Genomic DNA, 25,655 nt, shown 5'->3' on the forward strand with positions numbered 1-25,655 from the left:
GTCATGTCCGATCGCCAGATGCCCCCCGCCCTGCGTTTCATGCTGGCGGCCCGTCGCTGTGAATTGCAGCACCTGGAAGGCCTTGCCCTGACCTGCGAGCTGGTGGAAGGCGCCAGTGCCCTGGTGCACGACCTGCAGCGTGAGCGTGGCTTCAGCAATATCCTGCTGGGCACCGGCAATGATCGCTATCGCACCGCGCTGGAGCAGCACTCCACCACTGCACGCGGCAGCGAGGCCCGGCTGCGCGACTGGCTGGATGCACTCGACGCCAGCGTCGCCCAGGATCGGCCCCGGCTGCTCAACCGCATCGCCTGCGTCCTGCATCTGCTCGATGGCCTGCCGAGTCTGAGACGCGGCATAGTCGAACGGCGGGTGGCGATGCAGGCGGCCACCACCGCCTTCTCGCACCTGATCGCTGGTCTGCTGGCGGTCATCTTCGAGGCCGCCGACACCGCCAGTGACCCCGGCCTGACCCGCGCCCTGGTGGCACTGTTCAACTTCATGCAGGGCAAGGAGCTGGCCGGGCAAGCCCGGGCGACCGGGGTGGTCGGCTTCACCCAAGGCCACTTCGACGCCAGCCTGCTCGCCCGGCTCGGCGAGCTGGACAGCAGCCAGTCCCGCTGTTTCGAAGGTTTCCTCACCCACGCCGATGCCGAGGCGCTGCAGCGCTGGGATGAGGTGCAGCGCTGCCCGTCCCGCGTGCAGATCGAGCGGCTGCGCGAGGTCGCCCGGCGGACCTCGGCCAACGCCCGGGTGGAGCCGGCGCTCGCCGAGCTCTGGTTCGAACTCAACACCCGCCGCCTGGATGCCATGCAGACGGTCGCCCAGCACCTGGTGGCGGAGTTGCGGACGCGTTGCGCGGCGAGCATAGACACCGCCCAGGCCGATCTGGACAGTCACCGCAAGTTGTCGCGGCGACTCGCCGAGCTGGAACGCGATCCGGGCCAGCCGCTGCTGTTCAGCCTCGCGGCCCAGCCGGTCGGGGAGACCCGACCAGGCGAGCCTTCCCCAGGAATTCTCGACCTGCTCCATGCCCAGACGCGGCGGCTGCACGAAGTCGAGGCGGAATTGCAGGAGACCCGCCAATCCTTGGCCGAGCGCAAGTTACTGGAGCGCGCCAAGCAACGCCTCATGCAGCAACTGGCGCTGCCCGAGGCCGAAGCCCACCAGCATCTGCAGCAGCTGGCGATGCACAGTGGCCTACCCCTGCCGGAAGTGGTGCGGCAGGTATTGGCGCAACCTCGTTAGGTTCTTTTCGTACAGAACCTAGTACAGCCCATCGTGCGCCCGGACGGCGCACACCGAGCGGAATTCGCCCCGCCGCTGTGCGCGCCCCAGCCTCTTATCCCCGCCAAAGGCGCTATTCAGCGCTTGGCACGGTCCCTGCAATTGCCCTAGCGAGCGATTTTTCGCTCCCACAGAACACCCCGGACGACGGCGTCCACCCTCGCAGCCACGGCTGCCGAGAGTGGATGCCGTTTTTTTATGCCCGAGAAAAAGGATAGGACGATGGACGACAGCTCCCGTAACGATGACCAGGCCGGTCGTGGACTCCCCCGCCGCAGTTTCCTCAAGCAGTCGCTCGGCGTGCTCGGTGCCGGTGCTGCCCTCGGTCTGCTGCCACCCGGTCTCAGGTCCGCCGCCTGGGCGGCCGGCAGCGACGCCGTGGAAACCACCAAGGCCAAGCTCGGCTTCATCGCCCTCACCGATGCCGCGCCGCTGTTCGTGGCCGACGAGCTGGGGCTGTTCGCCAAGTACGGCATGACCGAGGTGGAGGTGCTCAAGCAATCCTCCTGGGGCACGACCCGCGACAACCTAGTACTGGGCTCGGCCGCCAACGGCATCGATGGCGCCCATATCCTCACGCCCATGGTCTATCACCTGGCCTCCGGCAAGATCACCCCCAACGGCCAGCCGCTGCCGATGGCGCTGCTGGCCCGGCTCAACGTCGACGGTCAAGGCATCTCCCTGTCCAACGAGTACAAGGACCAGAAGATCGGCCTCGACGCCAGCGGCTTCAAGAGCGCCCTGGCCGCCCGCCAGGCCGCCGGCAAGAAGACCTCGGCCGCCATGACCTTCCCCGGCGGCACCCACGATCTGTGGATTCGCTACTGGCTGGCGGCCAACGGCATCAACCCGAACCAGGACACCACTACCCTGGTGGTGCCGCCGGCGCAGATGGTGGCCAACATGAAGGTGGGCAACATGGACGCCTTCTGCGTGGGCGAGCCCTGGAACGCCCAACTGGTCAAGCAGAACATCGGCTACAGCGCCCTGACCACCGGCGAGCTTTGGGCCAATCATCCGGAGAAGGCCCTGGCCCTGCGCGGCGACTATGTCCAGGCCAACCCCAAGGCCACCGTGGCGCTGCTCAAGGCGGTGCTGGAAGCCCAGCAATACTGCGAGGCAGCGGCCAACAAGGCCAAAGTAGCCGAGATATGCGCCAAGCGCCGCTGGATCGGCGCACCCGCCGAAGACGTGGTCGGCCGCCTGCAGGGCACCTTCGACTACGGTAATGGCCGGGTGGTGCAGAACAGTCCGCACCTGATGAAGTTCTGGAGCGAGCACGCCTCCTTCCCCTACCAGAGCCATGACCTCTGGTTCATCACCGAGAACCAGCGCTGGGGCTACCTGCCTGGCGATCTGGATGCCCAGGGCCTGATCGCCCAGGTGAACCGTGCCGACCTCTGGCGCGAAGCGGCGGCGGCCATCGGCGTACCGGCTGGCGACATCCCCACCGGCAACTCGCGCGGCCGGGAGACCTTCTTCGACGGCAAGGTGTTCGACCCCGCCGATCCCAAGGCCTATCTCGCCAGCCTGACGCTCAAGGCCTGACGTCCACCATCCTCACAGGAGTGCCGCCCATGAACGCCCATACCCGGCCGCCCAAGGCCCTCGCGACCTTTCGCCCGCAGACCCGGCTGCGTCGTCTCACCCAGCAGGTGCTGCGCAATGGCCTGCCGCCGCTGGTGGTGGGCGCCCTGCTGCTGATCGTCTGGCAATTGCTGTGCAGCCGCCCCGGCGCGGCCCTGCCGCCGCCGAGCCAGGTGGTCAGCGACACCTGGGAGCTGATCACCCAGCCCTTCTACGACAATGGCGGCAACGACGTGGGGATGGCCTGGCAGCTGCTCGCCAGCCTCGAACGGGTCGCCTATGGCTACCTGATGGCCGCGGTGGTGGGCATCGCCCTGGGGGTACTGGTCGGCCAATCGGCCTGGGCCATGCGCGGTCTCGATCCGCTGTTCCAGATCCTCCGTACCGTGCCGCCACTGGCCTGGCTGCCGCTGTCCCTGGCCGGCTTCAAGGACAGCCACCCCTCGGCACTGTTCGTCATCTTCATCACCGCCATCTGGCCGATCATCATCAATACCTCGGTGGGCATCCGCAACATCCCCGAGGACTACCGCAACGTGGCGCGGGTGCTGCGCCTGAACGGCTGGGAATACTTCCAGAAGATCATGCTGCCGGCGGCGGCGCCCTACATCTTCTCCGGTCTGCGCATCGGCGTCGGCCTGTCGTGGCTGGCCATCATCGCCGCCGAGATGCTGATCGGCGGCGTCGGCATCGGCTTCTTCATCTGGGATGCCTGGAACGCCTCGCGCATCAGCGACATCATCCTGGCGCTGGTCTACGTCGGCGTCATCGGCTTCCTGCTCGACCGGTTGGTGGCCCTCATCGGCCGGCTGGTCACCCGCGGCACCGCGAACTAGAGGACTCCCCCATGGCCAAGCCCTACCTGAGCATCGAGCACGTCGACAAGAGTTTTACCCGCAACGGCATGACCTCCACGGTGCTGCGCGACGTCAACCTCAAGATCGAACGCGGCGAATACATCTCCATCATCGGCCACTCCGGCTGCGGCAAGTCGACGGTGCTCAACATCGTTGCCGGGTTGATCGAGCCTACCTCCGGCTCGATCCTGCTGGAGAACCGCGAGGTCCGCGGCCCCGGTCCGGAACGCAGCCTGGTGTTCCAGAACCACTCGCTGCTGCCCTGGCTGACCGTCTACGAGAACGTCGCCCTGGCGGTGGACAAGGTGTTCAAACACACCAAGAACAAGGCCGAGCGCCACGCCTGGACGCTGCACAACCTGGACATGGTCAACATGAGCCATGCCCTGCACAAGAGACCCAGCGAGATCTCCGGCGGCATGAAGCAGCGCGTCGGCATCGCCCGTGCCCTGGCCATGGAGCCCAAGGTGCTGCTCCTGGACGAGCCCTTCGGCGCCCTGGACGCCCTCACCCGGGCGCACCTGCAGGACGAGGTGATGCGTATCCAGAGCGAATTGCACAACACGGTGATGATGATCACCCACGACGTGGACGAGGCGGTGCTGCTGTCGGATCGGATCGTCATGATGACCAACGGCCCGGCCGCCACCATTGGCGAGATCCTCACCATCGACCTGCCGCGCCCACGCGATCGCATCACCCTGGTGGACGACCCGCGCTACAACTTCTATCGCCATGCGGTACTGAGCTTCCTCTACGAAAAGCACGGCCATCCCGGCGCCGTGGCCTGAGCCGCCGCCCTCTTTTGAGGCACTCCGCCTTGAAAGAGGGCAGCCTTTCTCCGCTACCGGCCAGGAAACCCCAGCAAATCGGGGCTCGAACACCTGGCATGAAGCCTGCAAATCCCTAGGCAACATAGGTCTTTCTTCAACGGCGAGGAAAGACGCTTCAGGACAAAGGCGTCCCAGCTGCTTGCAGCGGGACGCCTTTTTTTTTGCGTTAGCGTTTCTTCCAACACGAGAGGTAGCTCGGATGAGCGGAAAAGTCTGGTTGATCGGTGCCGGCCCTGGCGATCCCGAGCTGCTCACCCTCAAGGCGGTGCGCGCCCTGGGCGAGGCCGAGGTGGTGATGATCGACGATCTGGTCAATCCGGCCGTGCTCGAGCACTGTCCAGGCGCCCGGGTGATCCGCGTCGGCAAGAGAGGCGGCTGCCGCTCCACGCCCCAGGCCTTCATCCATCGGCTGATGCTGCGCTATGCCCGCCAGGGTCGCTGCGTCGCCCGGCTCAAGGGCGGTGATCCCTGCATCTTCGGCCGGGCCGGCGAAGAAGCCGAGTGGCTGGCCGCCCGTGGCGTGCAGAGCGAGATCGTCAACGGCATCACCGCGGGCCTGGCCGGTGCCACCGCCTGCGGCATCTCCCTCACCCTGCGCGGCGTGGCCCGCGGCGTGACCCTGGTCACCGCCCACACCCAGGACGACAGCGCCCCCAACTGGAACGCCCTGGCGGCCACCGGGACCACTCTGGTGGTGTACATGGGCGTGGCCCGTCTGAGCGAGATCCAGCAGGGCCTGCTGGACGGCGGCCTGCCGACGACTACCCCGGTAGCCATGATCGAGAACGCGTCCCTGCCGACCCAACGCGAAAGCCGCTCGACGCTGCTGGATCTCCAGGTGGACGCCGCCCTCTTCCAGCTGAAAAGCCCGGCGATCCTGGTGATCGGCGAGGTGGTGGGCCAGGCGGCGCTGCAACAGGCCCTGAGTTTCGCCGATCAGGCCAGTGCCTGAGCACCGCACTAGGTGCCAGAGTGGTGCGTCTCCCATGGACGCGCCCACCAAAATAGCCAGACAGGAAATCAGGGGGTGCGCGAACGGCGGAAGACTTAGCCGCTGTCTGTGTAGGCATCCTCTGTCTATCGACAGCCAGCCCCCGCTGCTGGCTGTCGCTACAGGTACTCGGGCTCCTATTACGATCCTCAGACACCCAGCCCCATGCATAGCGCAGCAATAGACCAGCCTGCGCAGAGCTGCCTGCTGCGCGAACTTACGGCAACTCGCGAGTCATCGCTCCCAAGCGCTATCACCCCCCGACAGCACCGCGCCAATCTCGGCTAAAGCCTTACCAGCCAAGTACAGCTGCCACAGACCGAGTCTTGCTGCTTGCAAAAGCCCTTACGGCCAGGACCTTGACGGCAAGACAAGAAGAACCGGAATAAGTTCCTTGGTGAAGGGCCTCCTCCATTGGCACCGTTCCTGTCATGTCCAGGCCCGCCGAGCGGTATCAAAGCCTTGACAAGCCGCCTAATGCTCTAGAAAGAAGGTTCCGATACCCCTATTGACCTAGGCGTATGCCTACGAAACTTATTGACGTCATATTTTTGGCAAAAAATTACTGCGCTATTTGTAAAAAATAGTTTCTTGACGCCTCCAAAAAGTGATGTAATTCACAGATCACCCCAATGGCCTTTTGCCATATCGGTCACTGTTACCCTCGTATTCTCAAGATCAGGACGATCATGAAGACCCGCGCTTCGGACTCAACGGTTGTAGATTTGAAGCCATTCGATACCGGCTCGCCCATTGCCACCAGGCAGCCCGGACCAGAGGTCGCAGCGATCACCCGCTTACGCCGCGCCACGGAAGAGCTTGGCACCGTCATGTACTGCCTGCCCGCCCCTTTCGCAACCCTGTGCTCCCGCGAGCGCCTGGTTGCTTATGCCTATTCAGAGGGTTGAGCATGAAGGTTCTGGTAACTGGAGCGGCTGGCTTCATCGGGGCTCATTTGACACGTCGGCTGCTCTTGGACGGCCATGAGGTCGTCGGGCTCGACAACTTCAACGACTACTACTCGCCACACCTGAAGGAGCAACGCCTCGCCTGGATAGAGGCAGCGGCGGGCGGCTTCTCGATGTACCGGCAGGACATCAGCGATCTGGACAAGCTGCTGCGGCTATTCGTCCATGAAAGACCCGAGGCGGTAGTCCATTTAGCGGCACAGGCCGGCGTCCGCTATTCCCTGGTAAATCCTGCCGCCTACCTCGACAGCAACCTCAAAGGGTTCCTCAATGTTCTGGAAGCCTGTCGGCACCATCCGGTGAGCCACCTGCTGTTCGCTTCTTCCAGTTCAGTGTACGGCGCCAACGGTGCTACCCCCTACGCCGTGGCTGATCGCACCGATCATCCGCTGTCGCTCTACGCCGCCAGCAAGAAAGCCAACGAACTGATGGCACACAGCTATAGCCATCTCTATCAACTACCCGCGACCGGGCTGCGCTTCTTCACCGTCTATGGGCCCTGGGGGCGTCCCGACATGTCGCCGATGCTGTTCGCCAAGTCGATCGTCGAAGGTCGACCGATCCGGCTGTTCAACTTCGGCGAACACCAACGCGACTTCACCTACATCGACGACATCGTGGAAGCCTTGGTGCGTTTGCTGCCCGTAGCGCCGACGCACGATCCGAACTGGAATGACCAAGTACCGGATCCCGCCGGCAGCCGGGCGCCTTGGCGGCTCTACAACATCGGCGGCAATCGGCCGGTGTATCTCCGGCGTTATGTAGCACTGCTGGAAGAGTGCCTGGGGCGCAAGGCCGAACTGCAATTGCTGCCGAGGCAGCCCGGAGATGTGCTGCACACCTTCGCCGATTGCGCCCCCCTGGAAACCGCCATCGGCTTCGCGCCCCAGGTCACTCTCGAAGAGGGGCTGCGCCTCTTCGTGGACTGGTTCCGCACCTATCACGGGCTGTCGACCAGCGCCCGTGTGACCAGCGTCGTGCCGGGAGATCACTGAGATGCAACTGGATCCGCTGTCGGGAAAACTCACCGACTTCGCCGATAGCCACACCGAAGCTCGACGGGAACGGCGCAATCCCGAGTTACGCGCCCGTATCGATAAGGCGCTGGCCAAACAGGATATCTCCTGGGTGACGGGGCGTCCGGGTGGCCGCTCCTGGGCGCTGTCGCGCAGCAAAAGATTCACCTCCGCCCTTCTCGCAGCACTGCTGCTGTTGCTGCTATCCCCCTTGCTCCTGCTGGTCGCGATTCTGGTAAAGGCCAGCGGACCAGGGCCGATACTGTTCGTGCAGCAACGTACCGGCTTTCGCGGACGCCGCTTCGGCATGTACAAATTCCGCACCATGGTGGCCAACGCCGAAGCGCTCAAGAGCTCGTTGCAGCACCTGAACAAGCACGGATCGGATGCCATAGATTTCAAGGTGGATCGCGATCCCCGGATCACTCCGATCGGTCGCTGGCTGCGGCGCACCAGCATCGATGAGTTGCCCAATTTACTCAACGTGATACGCGGCGACATGCGTCTGGTCGGCCCTCGGCCGACCTCCTTCAAGGCGGACACCTATCTACCCAGCCATCTTTCCCGGCTGAGCATCTATCCGGGCATCACCGGGCTCTGGCAGGTATCCGGGCGCAGCAATGTGGGTTTCGACGAACGTGTGCAGTTGGACATGCTGTACATCGAGCGCCAAAGCCCTTGGTTCGATCTGCGCATCCTGCTCAAGACGCCGCTGAAAGTTATCGACGGCCAAGGAGCCAGTTGACATGCCGTTATCACCGCCCTTCTCGCCTAGCGAGGTCAACCTGGCCAGTACCGTGATGGACAAGGAGCAACGCGTGGTTCTGCTCACGGCGGCGAATGCCGGCAGTGGCGTCACCACCAGCGCCTTGGCACTGGCCAATGAGCTGGCACGCTCCAGCCGCGGCCGGGTCCTGCTGGTGGATGCCAGCTTCTCGGCGACCGCCCTGAGCCAGCAGTTGAATCTGACCAGTCATCCCGGCTTTCTCGATCTGCTGCTGGAAACCCCGCCACCGACGCTAGACGACTGCATCCATACCCAACCCCAATGGACCTTCGACGTCCTGGGCAGCGGTCACGTGAAACGCTACAACGATCGCCTGCCGCCAGAAGTACTGGAAGGCCTGTTGGATGAATTGCGCCAGCGCTATCGCTTCGTGGTAATCGATGCAGCCGCCATCTATTCACCGGCCGACACCCTGGCCATCAGTGCCCTGGTCGACGGCGTGATCCTGGTGATCAAGGCCGAGGACACCCGTTGGGAAGTCGCCCAAGCTGCCGTTCAACGCCTTACCCAAGCCGCGGCCAAGGTGATCGGCTGCGTCTTCAACGAACGTAAGTACTACATGCCCAAGTGGATCTACGACCACCTGTAGCCAATGCGGTCCCCGTCATGAAAATCCGCCTTACCACCTTAGCGCTCCTGACCCCGCTGCTGGTCAGCTGTGCCAACGTCCCCGATGCCCAGAATGTGCCGGTGGATATCCTTACCGCACCGCCCGCTGACAACCAGCTCACCACTGTGATGCCCGTGCAGCAGGCCCTGCGTCCGCAGGATGTCCTGGATGTCATCTTCCACATGAACCTCAGCAGTGCCACGGCCTATCGGATCCAACCGATGGATAAGGTCGAGGTCTTGTTCGCCAATGCTCCCGAACTCAACGGCACGCGCCTCGTGATGCCCGATGGCGTCGTCGAGTTGCCCTACGTCAATGGCGTGAAGATCGGCGGCCTGACGGTGGATGAGGCCCGGGCCCAGCTCACGCGTAGCTACCTGAAAGTCCTCAGGCGCCCTGAGATCACGCTGTCGGTTCCGCAACTGATGTCCAAGGAAGAAAACCTGCGGCTGACGCTGAATCATCCGAGCTATGGCCAGAGTCGCGAGATCTTGGTTGGCGACGATGGCACGGCCAGCTTCCCGCTGCTGGGCAACCTCTCGGTACGCGGCATGACGATCAGCCAGCTGGAAGCCGAACTGGACCGTCGCTACGCCAACCAGACCGGCCACATGAAGGTGGACGTGCTGCTCAAGAGCACGGCACCCAACGAGGTCTATATCCTTGGCGAAGTGGCACAACCGGGCGCCTATCCGGTTCGCCGTCCCATCTCGGTGCTGGAGGCCCTCACCCTGGCTCGCGGCGCCACCGTCGGCGCCAAGCTGGATTCAGCCGTGATCATGCAGCGCCAGGGCGACCATGTGGTGGCACGGGTCTACGATCTGTCCAAACTGCTCGATGGCAAGGCCGCCGCCTTCGCCTATCTACGCCCGGACGACCTGCTCTACATTCCCAAGACGCGTCTAAGCCGCGCCGGCCAGTTCAGCAAGCAACTCGCGGACGTACTGCTGTTCCAGGGGGTTGGCGTAGGCCTCTCCTATCGTCTGGACAACAAGGGCGACACCGTCTACCGCGAACAGGGCGGCACGACGAGTAACACCACTACCACCAGGGCGCCCTAGCAGGTTCAAGATGAACAAGATGGAAAACTATCTCCACGAATTTCTGCGGGTATTTTTCGCCAATAGCCGTCTGATCAAGCGGGTCTTTCTGGTCTTCACCCTGGTGACCCTGGCGCTGGCCTTGCTCCTGCCCAAGCATTACGACATCTCCGGCCAAGTCATCGTACAGTCCAAGAAGCTTTCTCAAAGCGATCCCAATGGCCTGCTCACTCCAGACGCGGACAAGTATCTGCCCCTAACACTGGCCGACATGGAGACCGAAAGCGACATCCTGCGCTCGCCCACGCTGATTCGCAGCACCCTGGCGGAGCTGGTCGCCGAGGGACACTACCAATTGCGTCCGACCTTGGTGCAACGCTTGTTCGTACTGCCGCTCAAGACGCTGGTAATAACTCCCCTGCGCTCGATCGTGATCGATCCGCTGCACCGCCTGCTCGGCGGAGAGCCTTTGCCGCCCAAGGAAACCTTGCTGGACGAATACACCGCGGATGCCATCAAGAATCTGAAGATCGCGACCCTGCCGGGTTCGAACGTCATCTCGGTGGACCTCAAGTCCCTCGATCCAGCCCAAGGCACGCTGTTCGTCGATCGCCTGCTGCACAACTACCTGGAACGCCGCCGCGCCCTGCAGTCGAACGATCTGCCGGAGACCTTCTATGAAAAGAAGAAGGCACAGTACGGCGAGCGTCTGAACGCCCTGGAGAGCCAGCGCATCCAGTTGCTGCAAGGGGTCAATTCCGTAGATCCCACTCAGGAAACCACCTTCCGCTTGAATGCGATCAGCACCGAAGAAGCGGCACTCAACACTTATCGTGACAACTACCTGGAAGGCAAGCACTGGCTGGAATACCTGGAAAAGAACTTGATAGAGGCCAAGAAACGCCGCCCCAGTGACTACGCCTTTCCCTTCAGCTTCACCAACACGGTGAATGGCGTCGCCTACCAGGACAGCGAGATCAAGCAACTGGGTGATCAGTTGATCCAGCAGATCAGCCGCTACGGCAATGCCGCCGAGGTCTTTCAGCCCGATAGCGTGCCCATGCAACAACAGCGCGCCCAGATCGACCGCACTCACCAGGAATTCCTCAAGATCGTGGCGAACCGCATTCGCGAGCGCCAAGCCAATCAACAGACGTTGCAAGCGGTGATCGACCAGAAAACGGCGCGCATCGACGAATACAAGGCCCGGGTACGCCAGTTGCAGGACATCGAGGGGCGGCTACGGCAGCTGGATACCGAAATCGATGCGTTGCACAAGGCCTTCTTCACCTACACGCAGCGCTACGAAGAAAGTCGCGATCTCAACCTGATTGAGAGCCTGCCCTCCAACGCCCGCATTCTCAGCAACCCGCAAGAGCCCACCCAGGCCGCCTTCCCGCGCCCATTCCAGGTCGTGCTGCTGGGTTTGCTGACCGGTCTGCTGCTGGCCATCGCCTTGGGCTACATCCGCGAGTTCTTCGACCATCGCTTCAAGCATCCCAACCAGATTCAGCAGCATCTGAATCTACCGGTGCTGATGGTGCTCAACAGCCAGCGCCGTGTGCTGGGCAACCCCTATCGGCGCGGCTCCTTGCGCTGGCTGTGGCATTGCCTGTGGCGATGAATCCGCCGACGGTGGTGCACCTGATCCATAGTGGCGGCTTCTATGGTGCCGAGCGGATGTTGCTCGATCATTGCCTGCATGTGCCGGGACGCCACGAGGTACTGTTCCTCCAAGCACCGGCCGCGTTGCTGGCCCGCTTTCGCGCGGCCGGCATCCGCTGCACGGACTGCTCGGGCCTGACTGCGGTAATGCGCCAGCTGCGCGGACGCGCGGTGGTGCTCAATGCTCACAACTTCAAGGCGCAGGTCTTTGCATGGCTGGTCGCGCGCCGACTGGACCTTCCCTTGCTACTCACGCAGCACGGCTTCACACCCCGTAGCCTCAAGCAGCGCCTCTACACTCGCCTGGCCCTGGCCATCGCCGGTAGCCGGGGTGTCAGCCGGGTGGTCTGCGTGTCCCGTGCCCTGGAGCGCCTGCATCTGGCACATGGCATCGCGGCCGAGCGCCTCAGCGTGATTCCCAACGGCCTCCCCGCGCTGCCCGAGCAACCGTTGCCAGGTGGGTTGGAGCCGTTGGTAGGTTTCATCGGCCGCCTGAGCAGCGAGAAGGGACCGGACCTGTTCCTCGATGCCGTGATACCGCTATGCCGAGCCCGCTCCGGGCTGCGAGCCGTCATGCTGGGCGATGGTCCGGAGGCGGTGGGCGTGCGCGATCGGCTGGCAGCGGAACAGCTGACTGAGCGCATCGAACTGCCCGGCTACCAAGACGATAGTCAGGCCTGGTTGCGTCGACTCTCGGTATTGGTAGTCAGCTCGCGCACCGAGGGCACACCTTTGGTGGTGCTCGAAGCCATGCGTGCCGGAGTGCCCGTCGTCGCCTTCGCGGTCGGCGGCGTGCCTGACATGCTCGAGCATGAGCGTAGCGCCCTTTTGGCAGCCCCTGGCAATCCTGATCAGCTAGGAGCGGCTATCGCCCGGCTGCTGGACGATCCCGCCTTGGCGCAGGCACTGGCCCGGCAAGCGCGGGTCCGCCAGGTACAGGACTATCATCTACCAGCCCTGGCGGCCTGCTGGTCGAGGCTCTATACCCAAGCCAGTCGAGGACTGGCGACATGACGGTAGTGCTCTTCGGCACCCTGCTGGGTCTGCTCAGCCTTGGCTTGCTGGCCAGTCCCTGGCCGTTCCTCGCGCCCCTGGCACTGTTCGGGCTGGCCGGGCTGGCCCTGCTGCTGCGACGTCCGGCCTTGGGCAGCGTGGCGCTCCTCGCCATGGTGCCTTTCGAGGACCTCGTTAGCGAAAGCTCGTACAGCGCCCCCAAACTGGTCGGCGGCGCCATGCTGGCGATCCTGATACTGCGCCTGGTCCTGCGCCAGAGCCCGCTTCGCGACCTGCGCAGCAATCTCTGGCGTCTGCTGATCCTGTTCCTGCTCTGCACCGCCTTGAGCCTGCTCTACAGCGAGCGACCGGACGCCTCGCTGGGCAATCTGCGCGAGCTGTTCATCGGCATGCTGCTGTTCCCCATCGCCCTGCTGACCCTCAGGGAATTCGACCTTTTCTGGCTGTGTCGGCTGGTAGCGTTCGGCGTGGCCACGACCTGCCTGCTGAGCCTGCTGAGCAAGAGCCACGAAGTGGGAGGACGAGCCATTGGTTTACTCAGCGATGCCAACTATTTCGCCCTGCTGATCGCGGTCGCCATACCACTGGCGGCCTTGTTGCTCCTGCATGAACGCCATACCAGCGCCAAACTGGTGTGGCTTCTCAGCCTGGTCCTGCTCTGCACGGGCCTGGTCAAGACCGACTCGCGCTCGGGCCTGCTGGTGGCGACACTGGCCGCACTGATCGGCCTGTGGCATCACCGCCATCGCCTAGGCTGGCTGCGGCCGAAGCATTTCGGCTTCATCGTGCTGGGCGGCGCGATACTGCTGCCGACGATGGTAGCCGTGCTGCCCGCTTCTTATCTGGAGCGTATCGCCACCCTGAGTAGTCTCGGCGAGGGCATCAATCCCCAGGAAGACCCTTCACTCGGTCGGCGAGCCTCCTACATCACCGTGGGCGAGGCGATGATCGCCGCCAAGCCCTGGTTCGGCTCGGGTCCAGGAACCTTTCCCTATCATTATGCGACGACCGGATACGCCACCGCCTTCTCCATCGGGCTCGAAGTGCCGGAGCTCTTCCGCAGGGCGCACAACACCTATCTTGAGATCTTCAGCGAGTTCGGCGTCCCCGCCGGCCTGCTGTTCGTCGGCATGATCGTCATGGCCTTGAACAACTTCCGCTGTGCCAGTCGTGCCTGGTCTGCCCAAGGCCAACAGCGGCTGGGCGATCTCGCCATGCATCTGGGGCTGAGCCTGCTGGTGGTGAGCCTGTTCATGGCGTTCCTGAGCATTCCCAACCACAAGTATTTCTGGGCGCTGCTGGCGCTCTCCAGCGTCGTCCGCGATCAGGCCGAACGTCAGACGTCACAGGCGGGGCAGCCGACATGAGCCTGAGCATCGTGATACCGCTGTACAACGAGGCGCGCCACATCGAGCGAACCCTCATGGCCGTGGCCCAGGCGGCCAGCCGGGCCAAGCTGCAGCCGGAAATCCTGGTGGTCGACAACGGCTCCAGCGATAGCGGGCCCGCCCTGGCCCGGGCGCTCGGCGCCCAGGTAATCGACGGGCGCGGCCTGACTATCGCCGGGGTACGTAATCTGGGGGCTCGCCAGGCCCGCCATGCCGAATTGGCCTTTCTGGATGCCGACATCGAGGTTCCGCCTGACTGGCTGCTGATCTGGCAGCGGGAGCGCGCTGCCGGCGCTGATGCCTTCACCCTCGATTGCCTGGCGCCAAGCATAGCGCCCTGGTACGCCCGGGCCTGGCAACGACGCAGCCTGGGTAGCGCGAGACGACGCTGGCGCGCCTGGTTACCCACCCCCGCACTCTGCCTGTCGCGAGCTTGGTTCGAGCGGGTCGGCGGCTTCGACGAACAGTTGAACACCGGTGAGGACAAGGATCTCGGCTTGCGCCTGCATACCCTTGGTGCAAAGCAGTTGGCCATCCCCGAGCCCGTTGTCTGGCATTGGGGCTACGAGGCGTCCTGGCGCGAATGGCTAGGTAAGGAACTGTGGCGCCAGAGCGGTCACCTGGCCGGGCAGCGGGCCAGCCTTGGCCTATGGCGCTTTTCCCTGCTGTGCCTGTTCGCTGCGGGTTGCTCGTTACTGGCGCTGATCGGGTTGCTGCTGGGCTCACCCTTAGCCCTGGCCGGTGGCCTGAGCGGCGTGCTGCTCCTGCCCCTGGCTCTGGCCTTGCGCCAGACCCTGCGCCAGGGACAGCTCCTGCTGGTGCTGCAGCTCTGGCTGCTGCATGGCATACGCCTTCATCTGGGGGCTGCGGCAGCACTATTACAGCTATTCAACCTAAGGATAGGGAGGCCGCGTCGTGGCTGAATGGATCTTCTGGTCGAGCGTGGCCATCCCCCTCTATGCCTACCTCGGCTTTCCCCTGGCGATCACCCTGTGCGGCTGGCTGACTCCGCGGCGGCCCAGGTCTATCGCTCCGCCGCTCAGGGTCAGCGTAGTGATCGCCGCGCACAACGAGGCACGCCACATCGAGGCCAAGCTCGCCAGCCTGCTGACCCAGACCTATCGTCCCGCAGCGCTCGAAATCCTGGTCGCCAGCGATGGTTCCACGGACGCCACCGTGGCCATGGCGCGAGCCGTGGCGGACGACCGGGTGCGGGTACTGGACCTGCCCCGGGTCGGCAAGGCGGCGGCGCTCAATGCCGCCGTGACCGCGAGTAGTGGTGAGATCCTGGTGTTCACCGATGCCGACAATCGCTGGGCACCGACCACCCTGGCCGAGTTGCTCGGACCGCTGGCGGATCCGCAGGTAGGCGCCTGCGGCGGCAATCTCCGCATCCTCCAGACCGGTACCGGCCTCAGCCTGGGCGACAGCCTGTATCGGCGCTACGAAGGCTGGTTGCGCGAGGCCGAGGATCGCCTCGGCTGCACGGTGGCGGTCGACGGTGCCCTGCTGGCCTTGCGCCGCGAGTTGTTCAGCCCGGTACCGGCCGACGTCAACGACGATTTCTTCCTCAGCACCTGCGCACCGGCGGCTCACCGGCGCATCGCCTACGTGGACGCTGCCCGGGTCCTCGACCAGGGCGTCGACGCCCCGGAGCGCCAGTTCCGTCGTCGCCTGCGCGTCACCGTCGGTGGCCTGCAGAGCCTGGCGCAACGCAAGGCCCTGCTCAATCCCTGGCGATATGGGCGCTATGCCCTGGCGCTGATCAGCCACAAGCTCCTACGCCGCCTGGCGCCCCTCGCCCTACTGCCGTTGCTACTGAGCAACCTGCCACTGCTCGCCTCGCCCTTCTATCAACTGACCCTGGCGGGCCAATTGCTGGCCTATGGCGGCGCCCTGTTGGGCCTGCTGGATCGAGGCGGGCGCCTGCCACGCCCCTTTCGCCTGGCCGCCTTCCTGCTGGTCACCCTGGCCGGCATGACGGTAGGCCTCCTGCAATTCCTCGCCGGACGGCGCTATACATTGTGGAATCCGGAGCAGAACCGCTGACATGATTCCCCAGGCATTGCTCAAGCAATTGATCGGCGGGCTCTATCTGGCGACCCTGGCCCGTCGACAGCTCCGCGCGTCCGGCACCATTCTCATGCTGCACCGGGTGGTGGCCGACGACCCGCTGGCCAGTCCGCCGCATCGCGCGGCGCTGTGCCTGGGCCTACCCACCTTCGCCCGCCTGCTGGACTGGATCGGCATGCATTTCGACTGCGTGCCCCTGGAAGAGCTGCTGCAACCGGGCGTTGGCCGACGCCCCCGCCTCGCCCTCACCTTCGACGATGGCTGGCGCGACAACGCCGAGCTCGCCTTTCCGCTGCTGCGCCAGCACTCGCTGCCTGCCAGCATCTTCCTGTCGACCGATCACATCGGCAGCGGCAAGCCGTTCTGGTGGGAGGCCATCGGCGAATTGCTCTGGCAAGCGCCCGCTAGCCATGCCGCCAGCCCCTTGCTCGCACGGCTCGCCGAACTCGACCTCAGGGCTCCCGCGCGACTCCTGCAAACAGATCCCAGCCAGACCCGTAGCCTGCTGCTAGGCAACTACCTGGCGCAGCTCAAGCAGCTGCCCCCCGCGCGGCTGGATGAATTGGCAGCCCTGTGTCCACCCTCCGCCCAGCCCCATGGCCTGGACTGGGAACAGGTGCGCCTGCTGGAGCGGTCGGGACTGGTGCGCTTCGGGCCCCATGGCGCGGCGCATGCCATCCTCACCCAACTGACACCCGCCGCCGCCCAGCTCGATCTGCGCCGCTCCCAGCAAACCCTGGCCACGGAATGCGCTCAGCCTTTGCCGATCTACTGCTATCCCAATGGCGACCACGACGCCAGGGTACGGGAGGCGATTTCCCAGTTGGGCTATCGCTTCGCCCTGGGCACGGCGCCCGGCCTGGTGAGACCGCACAGCCCTCCCCTGGCATTGCCGCGGATCGACGTCGGCCAGGTCACGGCCCAGCGTCCGGGGCGCTTTGGCTGGCGCCTGCTCAAGGCGGCCCGGCAATGAAGGGCTATCGCGCTGACCTGCTGTTCAGCCTGGCGACCCGGCTGGCCAGCATCATCTTGCGCCTGGCCCGTAACGTTCTGTTGGCCCGGCTGCTGGGCCCGGCGGATCGGGGCCTTTTCGCCCTGCTCAACTCCCTGCCGGACCTGATCGCCGCGGCCACCAGTGGCGGCCTGAACACTGCCATCGGGGTCCAGGCCGCCCAGCAACGCTGTCTCGGCTTGCTGCTCAGCCAACTGCTGGTCTTCGGCTGCCTGCTCGCCACCGGGGCGACCCTGGTCGGCATCGTCCTCCTGCGTCACTTCGGCCTGGAACTCGATGTGGTCAGGCAACTCGGCCTGACGATCTGGCTACTGCTCCTGGCGACCCCCTTGACGGTGCTCAAAGGCGGCCTGCTGACCCTGCACAATGCCAGCGGTGGCGTAACGGCCTTCAACAGCCTGCGCCTACTCGAATCCAGCTTACCGCTGATCTTGCTACTGGCGCTGTGGCTGGTATGGCGCGATCAGCCGCTCCTGGCAGCGTTGGCCAGTTGGCTGCTCGGTCTGTCGGTGGTGGCGCTGGTGGGCTGGGCCTGGCTGACCCGGAGCGGCGCAGCGCGGCCACGCTGGCAGCCGGGCAGCGCCCGGGAGCTGCTCAGCTTCAGCGGACGTAGCCATCCCGACGTGCTGTTCCGGCAGCTCCTGCTGCGCGCCGACTACCTGCTTATCGCCAGCCTGCTGGGCAGCAGCGCGGTCGGTCAGTACGCTATGGCCACGGCCGCCGTGGAATTGCTGCTGATCGTGCCGGAAGCCGTGACCACGCCCTTGATGAAGCGCCTGCTGCAACAGGAGCAGGGAATCGAGACCCTTACCCCACTGGCGTTGCGCCTGACCGCCAGTGTGATGCTGCTGGCCTGTCTGGTCCTGGCGGCGCTAGGCGAGGTCCTGATCCGGTTGCTGTTCGGGGCGGCCTATCTACCGGCCTATCCCGCCTTGCTAGCCCTGCTGCCCGGGGTGTTCGCCCTGTGCTACGCCAGCATCCTGCGGCTCGACCTGCTGGGCAAGGGGCACCCCGGACGCCTGTCCCTGCTGCTGGGGTTGGCGGCGCTACTCAATCTGGCCGTCAACCTGGTGCTCATCCCGCGCCTGGGCATCGTCGGCGCGGGCCTGGCCTCCTCGCTCGCCTATCTGCTCGCCACGCTGGGCATGCTGGTGCTGTTCTGCCGCCTGAGCCATACCCCTTGGCAGCGGACGTTGTTGCTATTACCGAGCGATCTGCACCTGCTGCGTCGGCTATGGCGCGAACGGAGAACCGGATGAAAGCCTTGTTGCTGAGTAGCCTGGCCCTGTGGCTGGGCGGCGCCCAGGCGGCGTCGATGTCCTGGCAGGAGCTGCGCTCCGGGAACCTCTATCTGCAGACCGCCACGGGCGATGCCTTGACGGTCGACTGGCGGCCGGCCTGGCAGGCAGCGGCCAATCGCGAGCAGCTCTATCTGCTGGATGGGTCTGGCCACCTGCAGCAGCAACTGGATATCGCCGCCGACCAGACCCGTGGCTCGGCTCGGCTGGCCCTCCCCGCCAGTCCGCTGGATTATCGCTTCGATGTGCCGGGCTATAGCTTTCGCAATTACCGCCTTACCCACGACGCCGCCACCAAGGCGCAGTTCGAGCCGGCGAAGTTGCATCTGACCGCCGATGTCGCACCCGGTGTCGAACTGTACTTCAAGGTCGGCGCGGGCGAGCACGCCGTGCTGAATGGCAAATACCAGGGCGGCGTCGAGGCATTGGTGGTCCAGCCGCAGAACGGTGTGACCGGCGCGCGCCTGCCACTGCAGCGCCATGCGCGCTACCGCGACTTCGACCGGCTCGAACTCCCGGTTGCCGCCCAGGATCGGGTCTTCAAATTGCGATTGATCGGCTCCGGCAAGGTCTCCTTCTGGCTGGATGGCACCGCCAATCTCTTCGCTCAGGACCCGGCCCAGCTGCACCCGTTGCAGCAGGCACCTGGTCAGGTCGATTTACGCCTGCGTCAGGACTCTCCCGGCCCCACGCCTCGCCTGGGCGTTGGCTTGCCCTATGCTCAGATACCACCCCCCTTGCGTAAGGACTTCGCCGATCTAGGGGTTCAAGGCGCGGGCCTGTATAGCTTCGCCGATGTCCTCAACCGCGCACCTCAGCGAGAGCTAGAGGTACGCCAGGACTATCGCCAGCGCTTCGGTCTGGATTTCGACGTCACCCTGCTCGCCTCTTCAGGCCGGCAAGCCGTGTTGGAGGCCGATCCACAGACCGGGCTCGCCCTGACGAGATGGTTGGAAGACACGCGCGCCCTAAAGGGTGGCCTGCACTATCTCAGCTTCGCCGACGAACCCAATCTCAACTATCCCAGCTATGCGGCCTTTTCCCGCTACTTCGGCGCCATGCTGAGCCAGGTCAAGGCGATACCCTGGGCGCACGCGGTCGGAGTGCGCATCGCCATGCCGGCCAGCGCGCAATTCATCAACGGTCCCTTTTGCGACGATGCCGCCAGCCGCCGTGGCCTGGATTGGGCCCGGTCGCTGCTCAAAGAGCATGGCCCCGACATCGATGCCATCGCCTGGCACCGGTGGATGCTCCGTGACCTCCTCGCCACCCGCCGCTATCGGGACGAGATTCAGGCTGCGGCGGAGCTCGTCGGCCGGGACGACCAGGGTCGCCCACGCAAGGCCCTGCTGCTCGACCAGACCAATATCTCCAGCGGCGACAGCCTGAGCCCCTACGAGCAGGACACCTGGTACGCCGCCCAGTGGTGGGCAGCGGTCGCCATCGCCAGCGGCCAGGATGGCTTGCTGAGCCTGGTCAGCTGGTTCCAGCTCGCCGACGAGGATGACTATCCCAAGGGCCTCTGGCACAACACCGGCACCAGTTTCGCGGCCAAACCGATCGGTCGGGCCTGGACCTTCGTCCGGCAACACTGGCTGGAGCGGGTGGTGGGCCTGGACAACGACGCCTTCGAGGTGGATGCCTTGGCCATGAGTGTCCCACATCGGCAGGGCATCGTCGGGGTGAACAAGGCGCAGCGTCTACAACAGGTGACCCTGGCCCCTGCCCCTCCCCATTGCACCAGCGCTACGTTGGAACTGTTGCTGCCAGAAGGTCCGCAGCGGTCCGCCGTTTCCTGCACGGCGGAGCGTTTGACCTTCGAGCTACCGCCGAACGCCCTCTTCTCGCTCGACTGGAGTACCCCGTGACTAGGCTACTGGAGTTCTTCTCTCGCCTGCGCCGTAAAGGCCTACTCGGCAGTCTGCGCGTGCTGGGTGAACGCCTCGGCTGCTATTGCTGGACGGTCGTGCTGCTCGAGCGTGACCTGGTACCACCCAAGGAGCACCGCCGCCGTCAGGACCTTCGGGTAGTGGAGATAACCCCCGACCTGTTGCCCGCCGTAAGCGAGGAATTCAACCATTACGGCGACAATCTCACGGCGCTGATGGAAGGGGGCTATATCGGCTATGCGATCCTGACCCCCCAGGACCAGGTCGCTGGCATGACGTGGGTCACCGACAAGGACTACTACGACGATCAACTCTATCGCTGCCTCGTGCCTGTACCAACCGCCTGTGTCTACCAGTTCGCCGGAGAAATCGCGCCAGCCTATCGTCGAACCGGAGCCGTAGTGGTCTTGCTGGACGGCGTCTGGCGAGCACAACGCCAAAGGGGCATGACGCGGACGCGAGCCTTGGTCAACCGGCGCAACCTGCCAGCACTAAAGCTGCATGTCGGCCTGGATTTCCAGGAGCTGGGCCAGGAAGTCCAGGTCTTTTGCCTGTTCGGCTGCCTCCACTATCATCGCTGGCGGCGCTACCAGGTTCCTTCCCTCGCACACGTGCGACGTGCAGGGCGCCTATCCGCCGAGCGCTCGGAAACATGACCATCCGCTGCCATTGGAGCCGCACCCTCGCTCCTGCTGACCTATCACCTGCGGCCTATGAGGAGCTGTTAGGGCGCCTACCCCATGCCACCCCCTTCAACCGCCTCTCCTGGTTGCAGGGTGCGGCGGTGGCCTTACCGCCCGGAGCCGAGCTGCAGATCCTGCAGATATGGCAAGGGGAGCGGCTGGTGGGATGCCTGCCGCTGGTAAGGCAGCGGGAAAAGCGCCTGGGTATCCGGTGGACAATCCTGCGCCATCTGGGCTATCCGCTCAGTGATCGCCTGGCCCTGGCGCTGGATCCAACAGTCCCCGACGCGACACGGGCCGCCTATGCCGAAATCCGGAGACATCTGCCCCACGACCTGCTCGAACTCGATGAGCTGACAGTGGTGGACGAGCCGATCTTCAAGCTCTGGCAGGCGTCGGCGGCCCAAGCCCGGATACGCCTCAATTGCCGGGTGCCCGTTCACCGCATCCAGCCGCAAGATGCCGCAGAACCCTCAGGCCCCGTGCGCTACAAACTGCGCCGGGCCAGACGCCGCTGCGAAGAACTGGGCGCCAGGGTCCAGCGCGTCGCGCCGACCGCTGACACCTGGCCAGCACTAGCCGAACGCCTGCAAGAGGTCGAGGCGCTGAGCTGGAAAGGTACGGACGGCGTCGGCATCTTTTCCGGCCACCTACGGCAACGCTGGATGACAGCAGCCCTCTCCGGACTCGCCGACGAGGACCGCTTGCGCGTGCTACTACTGGAGCATCAGGGCAACTGCCTCAGCTATCGACTCGGCTTCCTGCAAGACGGTCGCCTGTACGACTACAACCTCGCCTTCCATCCGGACTACGCGGCCCTGGGCAGCGGTCGACTGCTACTGGACGAATGGCTGCGCTGGGGGCTGGAGGCCGACTGGGAGTGGGTCGACGCTTCACGGGTGAGCCTGCACAACTCCAGTCACCAACTGCACGAGCGCCAGACCGACAGCTGCGAGCACTGGCGTTGGAGTCTCTACAGCCGAAGCGCCAAGGGCCTTCTCCTGGCCCTGCTCACCAGCGGCTGGCAACTGTTCAAGCGCGTACGGCACCGCCTCCGCACGCGCGCCAAGACACCGGAGGCCTGAATGCGCTACGCCATCGTCAATGCCGATGACTTCGGGCTGTCGCTGGAAGAGAATCGAATCATCCTAGCCGCCTTCCACCGGGGTGTCATCAGCTCCGCAACCCTGATGGCCAACATGCCCGCCTTCGTCGAAGCCTGCCAGGCGATCGCGGCGCATCACCTGCAGGGGCGCATAGGCCTGCATCTGAATCTGACCTACGGCAGCCCCCTGACCCAGGCATTGCGTGACTGCCCACGCTTCTGCAACCACGAAGGTCAATTCCAGCTACGCCTGCCGTTCTGGTTGCCCGTGCTGAGGGCGCGCGAACGCCAGGCGGTGCGGGAGGAACTGGCGGCCCAATGGGACCGCTGCCTGGCACACGGCGTGACGCCCAGCCATCTGGATTCCCACCAGCACGTACACAATCGCTGGGCCCTGGCCGGCCTGGTTGCCGACTTCGCCGCGAGCCATGGCGTACCGGTACGCCAGGCCCGCAATCTGGGGCGCAACCTTGGGCCATTGAAACGGCTATACAAGCGCCTGATCAACCGCCGCCTGGCAGCACGCGCGCCGAGCAGCATCGCCTTCACCTGCACGCCCCGGGATCTCCAGGACGATTTGCTGGGCACCCGGGGACCGGTCGAGGTGATCGCCCACCCGACCTTGCTGGCCGATGGCGACTTCGGTGACGTCTATCTCGACGACGACCTCTCCCTGGTGGCGCTGCTCGATCGGAGGTTGGCAGGTTATCAGCGCCTCGGCCATGCGGAGCTCGGCGCGCTGTCTCCCTAGCCAAGGGCGAACTCCGGCGCCTCGCTACCGCTCCTATGGGAGAAGCCCTGCAGAGTCGCCCCATGGACCTCGTCATCGCCCGCCCGGACGGTCTCTACTGCCCGCCCGGTGATTTCTACATCGACCCCTGGCATCCGGTGGAGCGTTCGGTCATCACCCATGGTCATGGCGATCATGCCCGGGTGGGCAACGGTCACTATCTGGCGACCTCGGCCAGCGCCGGTATCCTGCGCGCGCGCCTGGGCGCCGACATCAACCTGCAGACGCTGGACTACGGCGAGGTCATCGACCATCACGGCGTGAAGCTGAGCTTCCATCCAGCCGGCCATGTGCTGGGCTCGGCCCAGGTGCGCCTGGAATACCGCGGCGAGGTCTGGGTGGCCTCGGGCGACTACAAGGTCGAGCCCGACGGTACCTGCACCCCCTTCGAGCCGGTGCGCTGCCATACCTTCATTACCGAATCCACCTTCGGCCTACCGATCTATCGCTGGCGGCCACAAAGCGAGATCTTCGCCGAGGTCAATGCCTGGTGGCGGGCCAACCAGGCCCAGGGGCTGGCCAGCGTGCTCTACAGCTATGCCTTCGGCAAGGCGCAACGGTTGCTGCACGGTATAGATCCGGAGATAGGGCCCATCCTCGCCCATGGTGCGGTGGAGCCGCTCAACCGGGTCTATCGCGACGCCGGTATCCGCATACCCGAGACCCACTACGCCGGCGACTTCAAGAAAAGCGATCCGCTGCTGCGCCAGGCGCTGATCATCGCCCCGCCCTCGGCCGGCGGCAGTACCTGGATCCGCCGCTTCGGCGAACACAGCGACGCCTTCGCCAGTGGCTGGATGATGCTGCGTGGCACCCGCCGCCGCCGCGGCGTGGATCGCGGCTTCGTGCTGTCCGACCACGCCGACTGGCCGGGCCTGCTGTGGGCCATCGAGCAGACCGGCGCCGAACGAGTGATGGTCACCCACGGCTCGGTCGCCACCCTGGTGCGCTATCTACGCGACCAAGGTCTGGACGCTCAGGGCTTCACCACCGAATACGGTGAGGAAGACGACACCCCCGTTGCCACGGAGGCCCAGGCATGAAGGCCTTCGCCGAACTCTATGGCCGTCTCGACGCCACCACCTCCAGCAACGCCAAGCTGGCCGCGCTGGTGGACTACTTCGGCAGCGCCCCAGCCGCCGATGCCGCCTGGGCGGTGTACTTTCTCGCTGGCGGTCGCCCACGGCGCCTGGTGCCGACGCGACAGCTGCGCGAATTGACCATGGCCCTTTCCGGGCTGCCTGAATGGTTGTTCGAAGAAAGCTACCAGGCGGTGGGCGACCTGGCCGAGACCATGGCGCTGCTGATTCCCACCGCCGATACCGCCAATGCCGAAGGGCTGGCGTTCTGGCTCGAAGAATACCTGCTGCCGTTACGCGGCCTGCCGCCGGAAGCGCTGGCCGAGCGCCTGCCGCCGCTCTGGGGCCAACTGGATCGCCAGAGCCTGATGGTCTGCATCAAGCTGATCACCGGCGAATTCCGCGTCGGCGTCTCCAAGCTGCTGGTGACCCGTGCCCTGGCCACCCTGGCCGACCTCGATCCCAAGCGGGTCGCCCAGCGCCTGGTGGGCTATACCGATCTCTCCCACCGCCCCACCGCCGAGGGCTATGCGCGCCTGATCGCCGCGGAAAGCCCGGACGAACATGCCCAGCGCGGCGGCCAGCCCTATCCCTTCTTTCTCGCCCATGCCCTGCAACTGCCGGTGGAGCAATTCGAGGCGCAACTGGGGCCGGCCGAGGACTGGCAGGTGGAGTGGAAGTGGGACGGCATCCGCGCCCAGTTGGTCAAGCGCGATGGCCGCCTGTGGATCTGGTCGCGGGGCGAGGACCTGGTCACCGATCGCTTTCCCGAATTACATCCCCTGGCGGCCCTGCTGCCGGACGGCACGGTGATCGACGGCGAGATCGTGGTCTGGAAGGAAGACGCCGCACCCGACACCCTGCTCAGCAGCGAGGAAGTGAGCGAACACCAGGACGGCCGCGATCCGGCCGCGCCCATCCCCTTCGGCGTGCAGCCCTTCGCCCTGCTGCAGCAGCGCATCGGGCGCAAGACCCTGGGCAAGAAGATCCTTGAAGACGTGCCGGTCATCCTGCTCGCCTATGACCTGCTGGAATGGCAGGGCCATGACCTGCGTAGCCAGCCGCAACGGCAGCGCCGCGCCCAATTGGAAAGCCTGGTGGCCCATTGCGCCAGCCCGCTGCTGAGACCCTCGCCATTGCTGCACGGCCGCGACTGGCAGGACCTCGCCCGCCAGCGCGAAGCCTCCCGCACCCTGGGCGTGGAAGGCATGATGCTCAAGGCGCGCGACTCCCTCTATGGCGTCGGCCGCACCAAGGACATGGGTACCTGGTGGAAGTGGAAGGTCGATCCCTTCTCGGTGGATGCGGTGCTCATCTATGCCCAGCGCGGCCATGGGCGGCGCGCCAGCCTCTATTCCGACTACACCTTCGCCGTCTGGGATGGCCCGCCGGACAGCTCCGAGCGAACCCTGGTGCCCTTCGCCAAGGCCTACTCGGGTCTTACCGACGAGGAAATGCGCAAGGTCGACGCCATCGTGCGGCGGACCACGGTGGAGAAGTTCGGTCCGGTGCGTAGCGTCGAGCCGACCCTGGTGTTCGAGCTGGGCTTCGAGGGCATCGCCCTGTCCAAGCGCCACAAGAGTGGCGTCGCCGTGCGCTTTCCGCGCATGCTGCGCTGGCGCCATGACAAGCCGGTGGCCGAAGCGGACACCCTGGACATCCTGCAGAACCTGCTGGCCTAGC

General features: G+C 65.0%; 22 protein-coding genes. All 22 read left to right on the plus strand.

The features are described 5' to 3' along the window. Positions 1-3 precede the first annotated feature (3 nt). Positions 4-1,248, plus strand: coding sequence for a nitrate regulatory protein (locus tag CCZ28_RS06630; protein ID WP_140216989.1), 1,245 nt, complete (start codon positions 4-6; stop codon positions 1,246-1,248). 261 nt (positions 1,249-1,509) lie between these two features. Then, the gene (locus CCZ28_RS06635) at positions 1,510-2,835 is read left to right on the plus strand and encodes a CmpA/NrtA family ABC transporter substrate-binding protein (RefSeq protein ID WP_140216991.1); all 1,326 of its coding nucleotides are present in this window, start codon (positions 1,510-1,512) and stop codon (positions 2,833-2,835) included. A gap of 29 nt (positions 2,836-2,864) precedes the next feature. Then, positions 2,865-3,710, plus strand: coding sequence for a nitrate ABC transporter permease (gene ntrB / locus CCZ28_RS06640; protein WP_140216993.1), 846 nt, complete (start codon positions 2,865-2,867; stop codon positions 3,708-3,710). An 11-nt stretch (positions 3,711-3,721) separates the two neighbouring features. Further along, positions 3,722-4,522: an ABC transporter ATP-binding protein gene (locus tag CCZ28_RS06645; protein WP_058764056.1), complete on the plus strand. Its 801-nt coding sequence runs from the start codon at positions 3,722-3,724 to the stop codon at positions 4,520-4,522. A 241-nt stretch (positions 4,523-4,763) separates the two neighbouring features. Beyond that, entirely contained in the window at positions 4,764-5,516 is a 753-nt protein-coding gene (gene cobA, locus CCZ28_RS06650; protein ID WP_140216995.1) for a uroporphyrinogen-III C-methyltransferase, read from the plus strand. A gap of 949 nt (positions 5,517-6,465) precedes the next feature. Continuing rightward, positions 6,466-7,518, plus strand: coding sequence for an NAD-dependent epimerase (locus CCZ28_RS06655; protein ID WP_140216997.1), 1,053 nt, complete (start codon positions 6,466-6,468; stop codon positions 7,516-7,518). A 1-nt stretch (position 7,519) separates the two neighbouring features. Beyond that, positions 7,520-8,284 carry a sugar transferase gene (locus CCZ28_RS06660; protein ID WP_140216998.1) on the plus strand — a complete coding sequence of 255 codons (765 nt, stop codon included), beginning with the start codon at positions 7,520-7,522 and terminating at the stop codon, positions 8,282-8,284. 1 nt (position 8,285) lies between these two features. Beyond that, positions 8,286-8,915 carry a CpsD/CapB family tyrosine-protein kinase gene (locus CCZ28_RS06665; RefSeq protein WP_140217000.1) on the plus strand — a complete coding sequence of 210 codons (630 nt, stop codon included), beginning with the start codon at positions 8,286-8,288 and terminating at the stop codon, positions 8,913-8,915. Between the two features lie 17 nt (positions 8,916-8,932). Continuing rightward, complete coding sequence (locus CCZ28_RS06670; RefSeq protein WP_140217002.1) at positions 8,933-9,997, plus strand: polysaccharide biosynthesis/export family protein; 1,065 nt, start codon at positions 8,933-8,935, stop codon at positions 9,995-9,997. Positions 9,998-10,007: 10 nt separating this feature from the next. Next, a complete protein-coding gene (locus tag CCZ28_RS06675; RefSeq protein ID WP_140217004.1) occupies positions 10,008-11,600 on the plus strand; it encodes a GumC family protein in 1,593 nt (530 codons plus the stop codon). Further along, positions 11,597-12,655, plus strand: a complete 1,059-nt coding sequence (locus CCZ28_RS06680; RefSeq protein WP_140217006.1) for a glycosyltransferase family 4 protein — start codon at positions 11,597-11,599, stop codon at positions 12,653-12,655. The genes CCZ28_RS06675 and CCZ28_RS06680 overlap by 4 nt, the downstream gene beginning before the upstream one ends. Next, on the plus strand, positions 12,652-14,022 hold the full coding sequence (locus CCZ28_RS06685; RefSeq protein ID WP_140217008.1) for an O-antigen ligase family protein: 1,371 nt from the start codon (positions 12,652-12,654) through the stop codon (positions 14,020-14,022). The genes CCZ28_RS06680 and CCZ28_RS06685 overlap by 4 nt, the downstream gene beginning before the upstream one ends. Further along, a complete protein-coding gene (locus CCZ28_RS06690) occupies positions 14,019-14,966 on the plus strand; it encodes a glycosyltransferase (RefSeq protein WP_140217010.1) in 948 nt (315 codons plus the stop codon). Before CCZ28_RS06685 ends, CCZ28_RS06690 begins: the two co-directional genes overlap by 4 nt. Continuing rightward, a complete protein-coding gene (locus tag CCZ28_RS06695; protein ID WP_140217012.1) occupies positions 14,959-16,092 on the plus strand; it encodes a glycosyltransferase in 1,134 nt (377 codons plus the stop codon). Before CCZ28_RS06690 ends, CCZ28_RS06695 begins: the two co-directional genes overlap by 8 nt. A 1-nt stretch (position 16,093) precedes the next feature. Further along, positions 16,094-17,089 (plus strand): polysaccharide deacetylase family protein, encoded by a 996-nt coding sequence (locus CCZ28_RS06700; protein WP_140217014.1) that lies wholly within the window; start codon positions 16,094-16,096, stop codon positions 17,087-17,089. Further along, complete coding sequence (locus CCZ28_RS06705) at positions 17,086-18,387, plus strand: lipopolysaccharide biosynthesis protein (protein WP_140217016.1); 1,302 nt, start codon at positions 17,086-17,088, stop codon at positions 18,385-18,387. Before CCZ28_RS06700 ends, CCZ28_RS06705 begins: the two co-directional genes overlap by 4 nt. Beyond that, on the plus strand, positions 18,384-20,294 hold the full coding sequence (locus CCZ28_RS06710; RefSeq protein ID WP_140217018.1) for a hypothetical protein: 1,911 nt from the start codon (positions 18,384-18,386) through the stop codon (positions 20,292-20,294). The genes CCZ28_RS06705 and CCZ28_RS06710 overlap by 4 nt, the downstream gene beginning before the upstream one ends. Then, positions 20,291-20,971, plus strand: coding sequence for a GNAT family N-acetyltransferase (locus CCZ28_RS06715; protein ID WP_140217020.1), 681 nt, complete (start codon positions 20,291-20,293; stop codon positions 20,969-20,971). The genes CCZ28_RS06710 and CCZ28_RS06715 overlap by 4 nt, the downstream gene beginning before the upstream one ends. Continuing rightward, entirely contained in the window at positions 20,968-22,083 is a 1,116-nt protein-coding gene (locus CCZ28_RS06720; RefSeq protein WP_140217022.1) for a GNAT family N-acetyltransferase, read from the plus strand. Before CCZ28_RS06715 ends, CCZ28_RS06720 begins: the two co-directional genes overlap by 4 nt. Further along, positions 22,084-22,854, plus strand: a complete 771-nt coding sequence (locus tag CCZ28_RS06725; protein WP_140217024.1) for a ChbG/HpnK family deacetylase — start codon at positions 22,084-22,086, stop codon at positions 22,852-22,854. Positions 22,855-22,916: 62 nt separating this feature from the next. Then, complete coding sequence (locus CCZ28_RS06730; protein WP_140217025.1) at positions 22,917-23,936, plus strand: ligase-associated DNA damage response exonuclease; 1,020 nt, start codon at positions 22,917-22,919, stop codon at positions 23,934-23,936. Then, the gene (locus tag CCZ28_RS06735; RefSeq protein ID WP_140217027.1) at positions 23,933-25,654 is read left to right on the plus strand and encodes an ATP-dependent DNA ligase; all 1,722 of its coding nucleotides are present in this window, start codon (positions 23,933-23,935) and stop codon (positions 25,652-25,654) included. The genes CCZ28_RS06730 and CCZ28_RS06735 overlap by 4 nt, the downstream gene beginning before the upstream one ends. The last annotated feature ends 1 nt before the right edge of the window (position 25,655 follow it).

Source organism: Pseudomonas oryzihabitans, assembly GCF_006384975.1.
GTDB classification, from domain to species: Bacteria; Pseudomonadota; Gammaproteobacteria; order Pseudomonadales; family Pseudomonadaceae; genus Chryseomonas; species Chryseomonas psychrotolerans_B.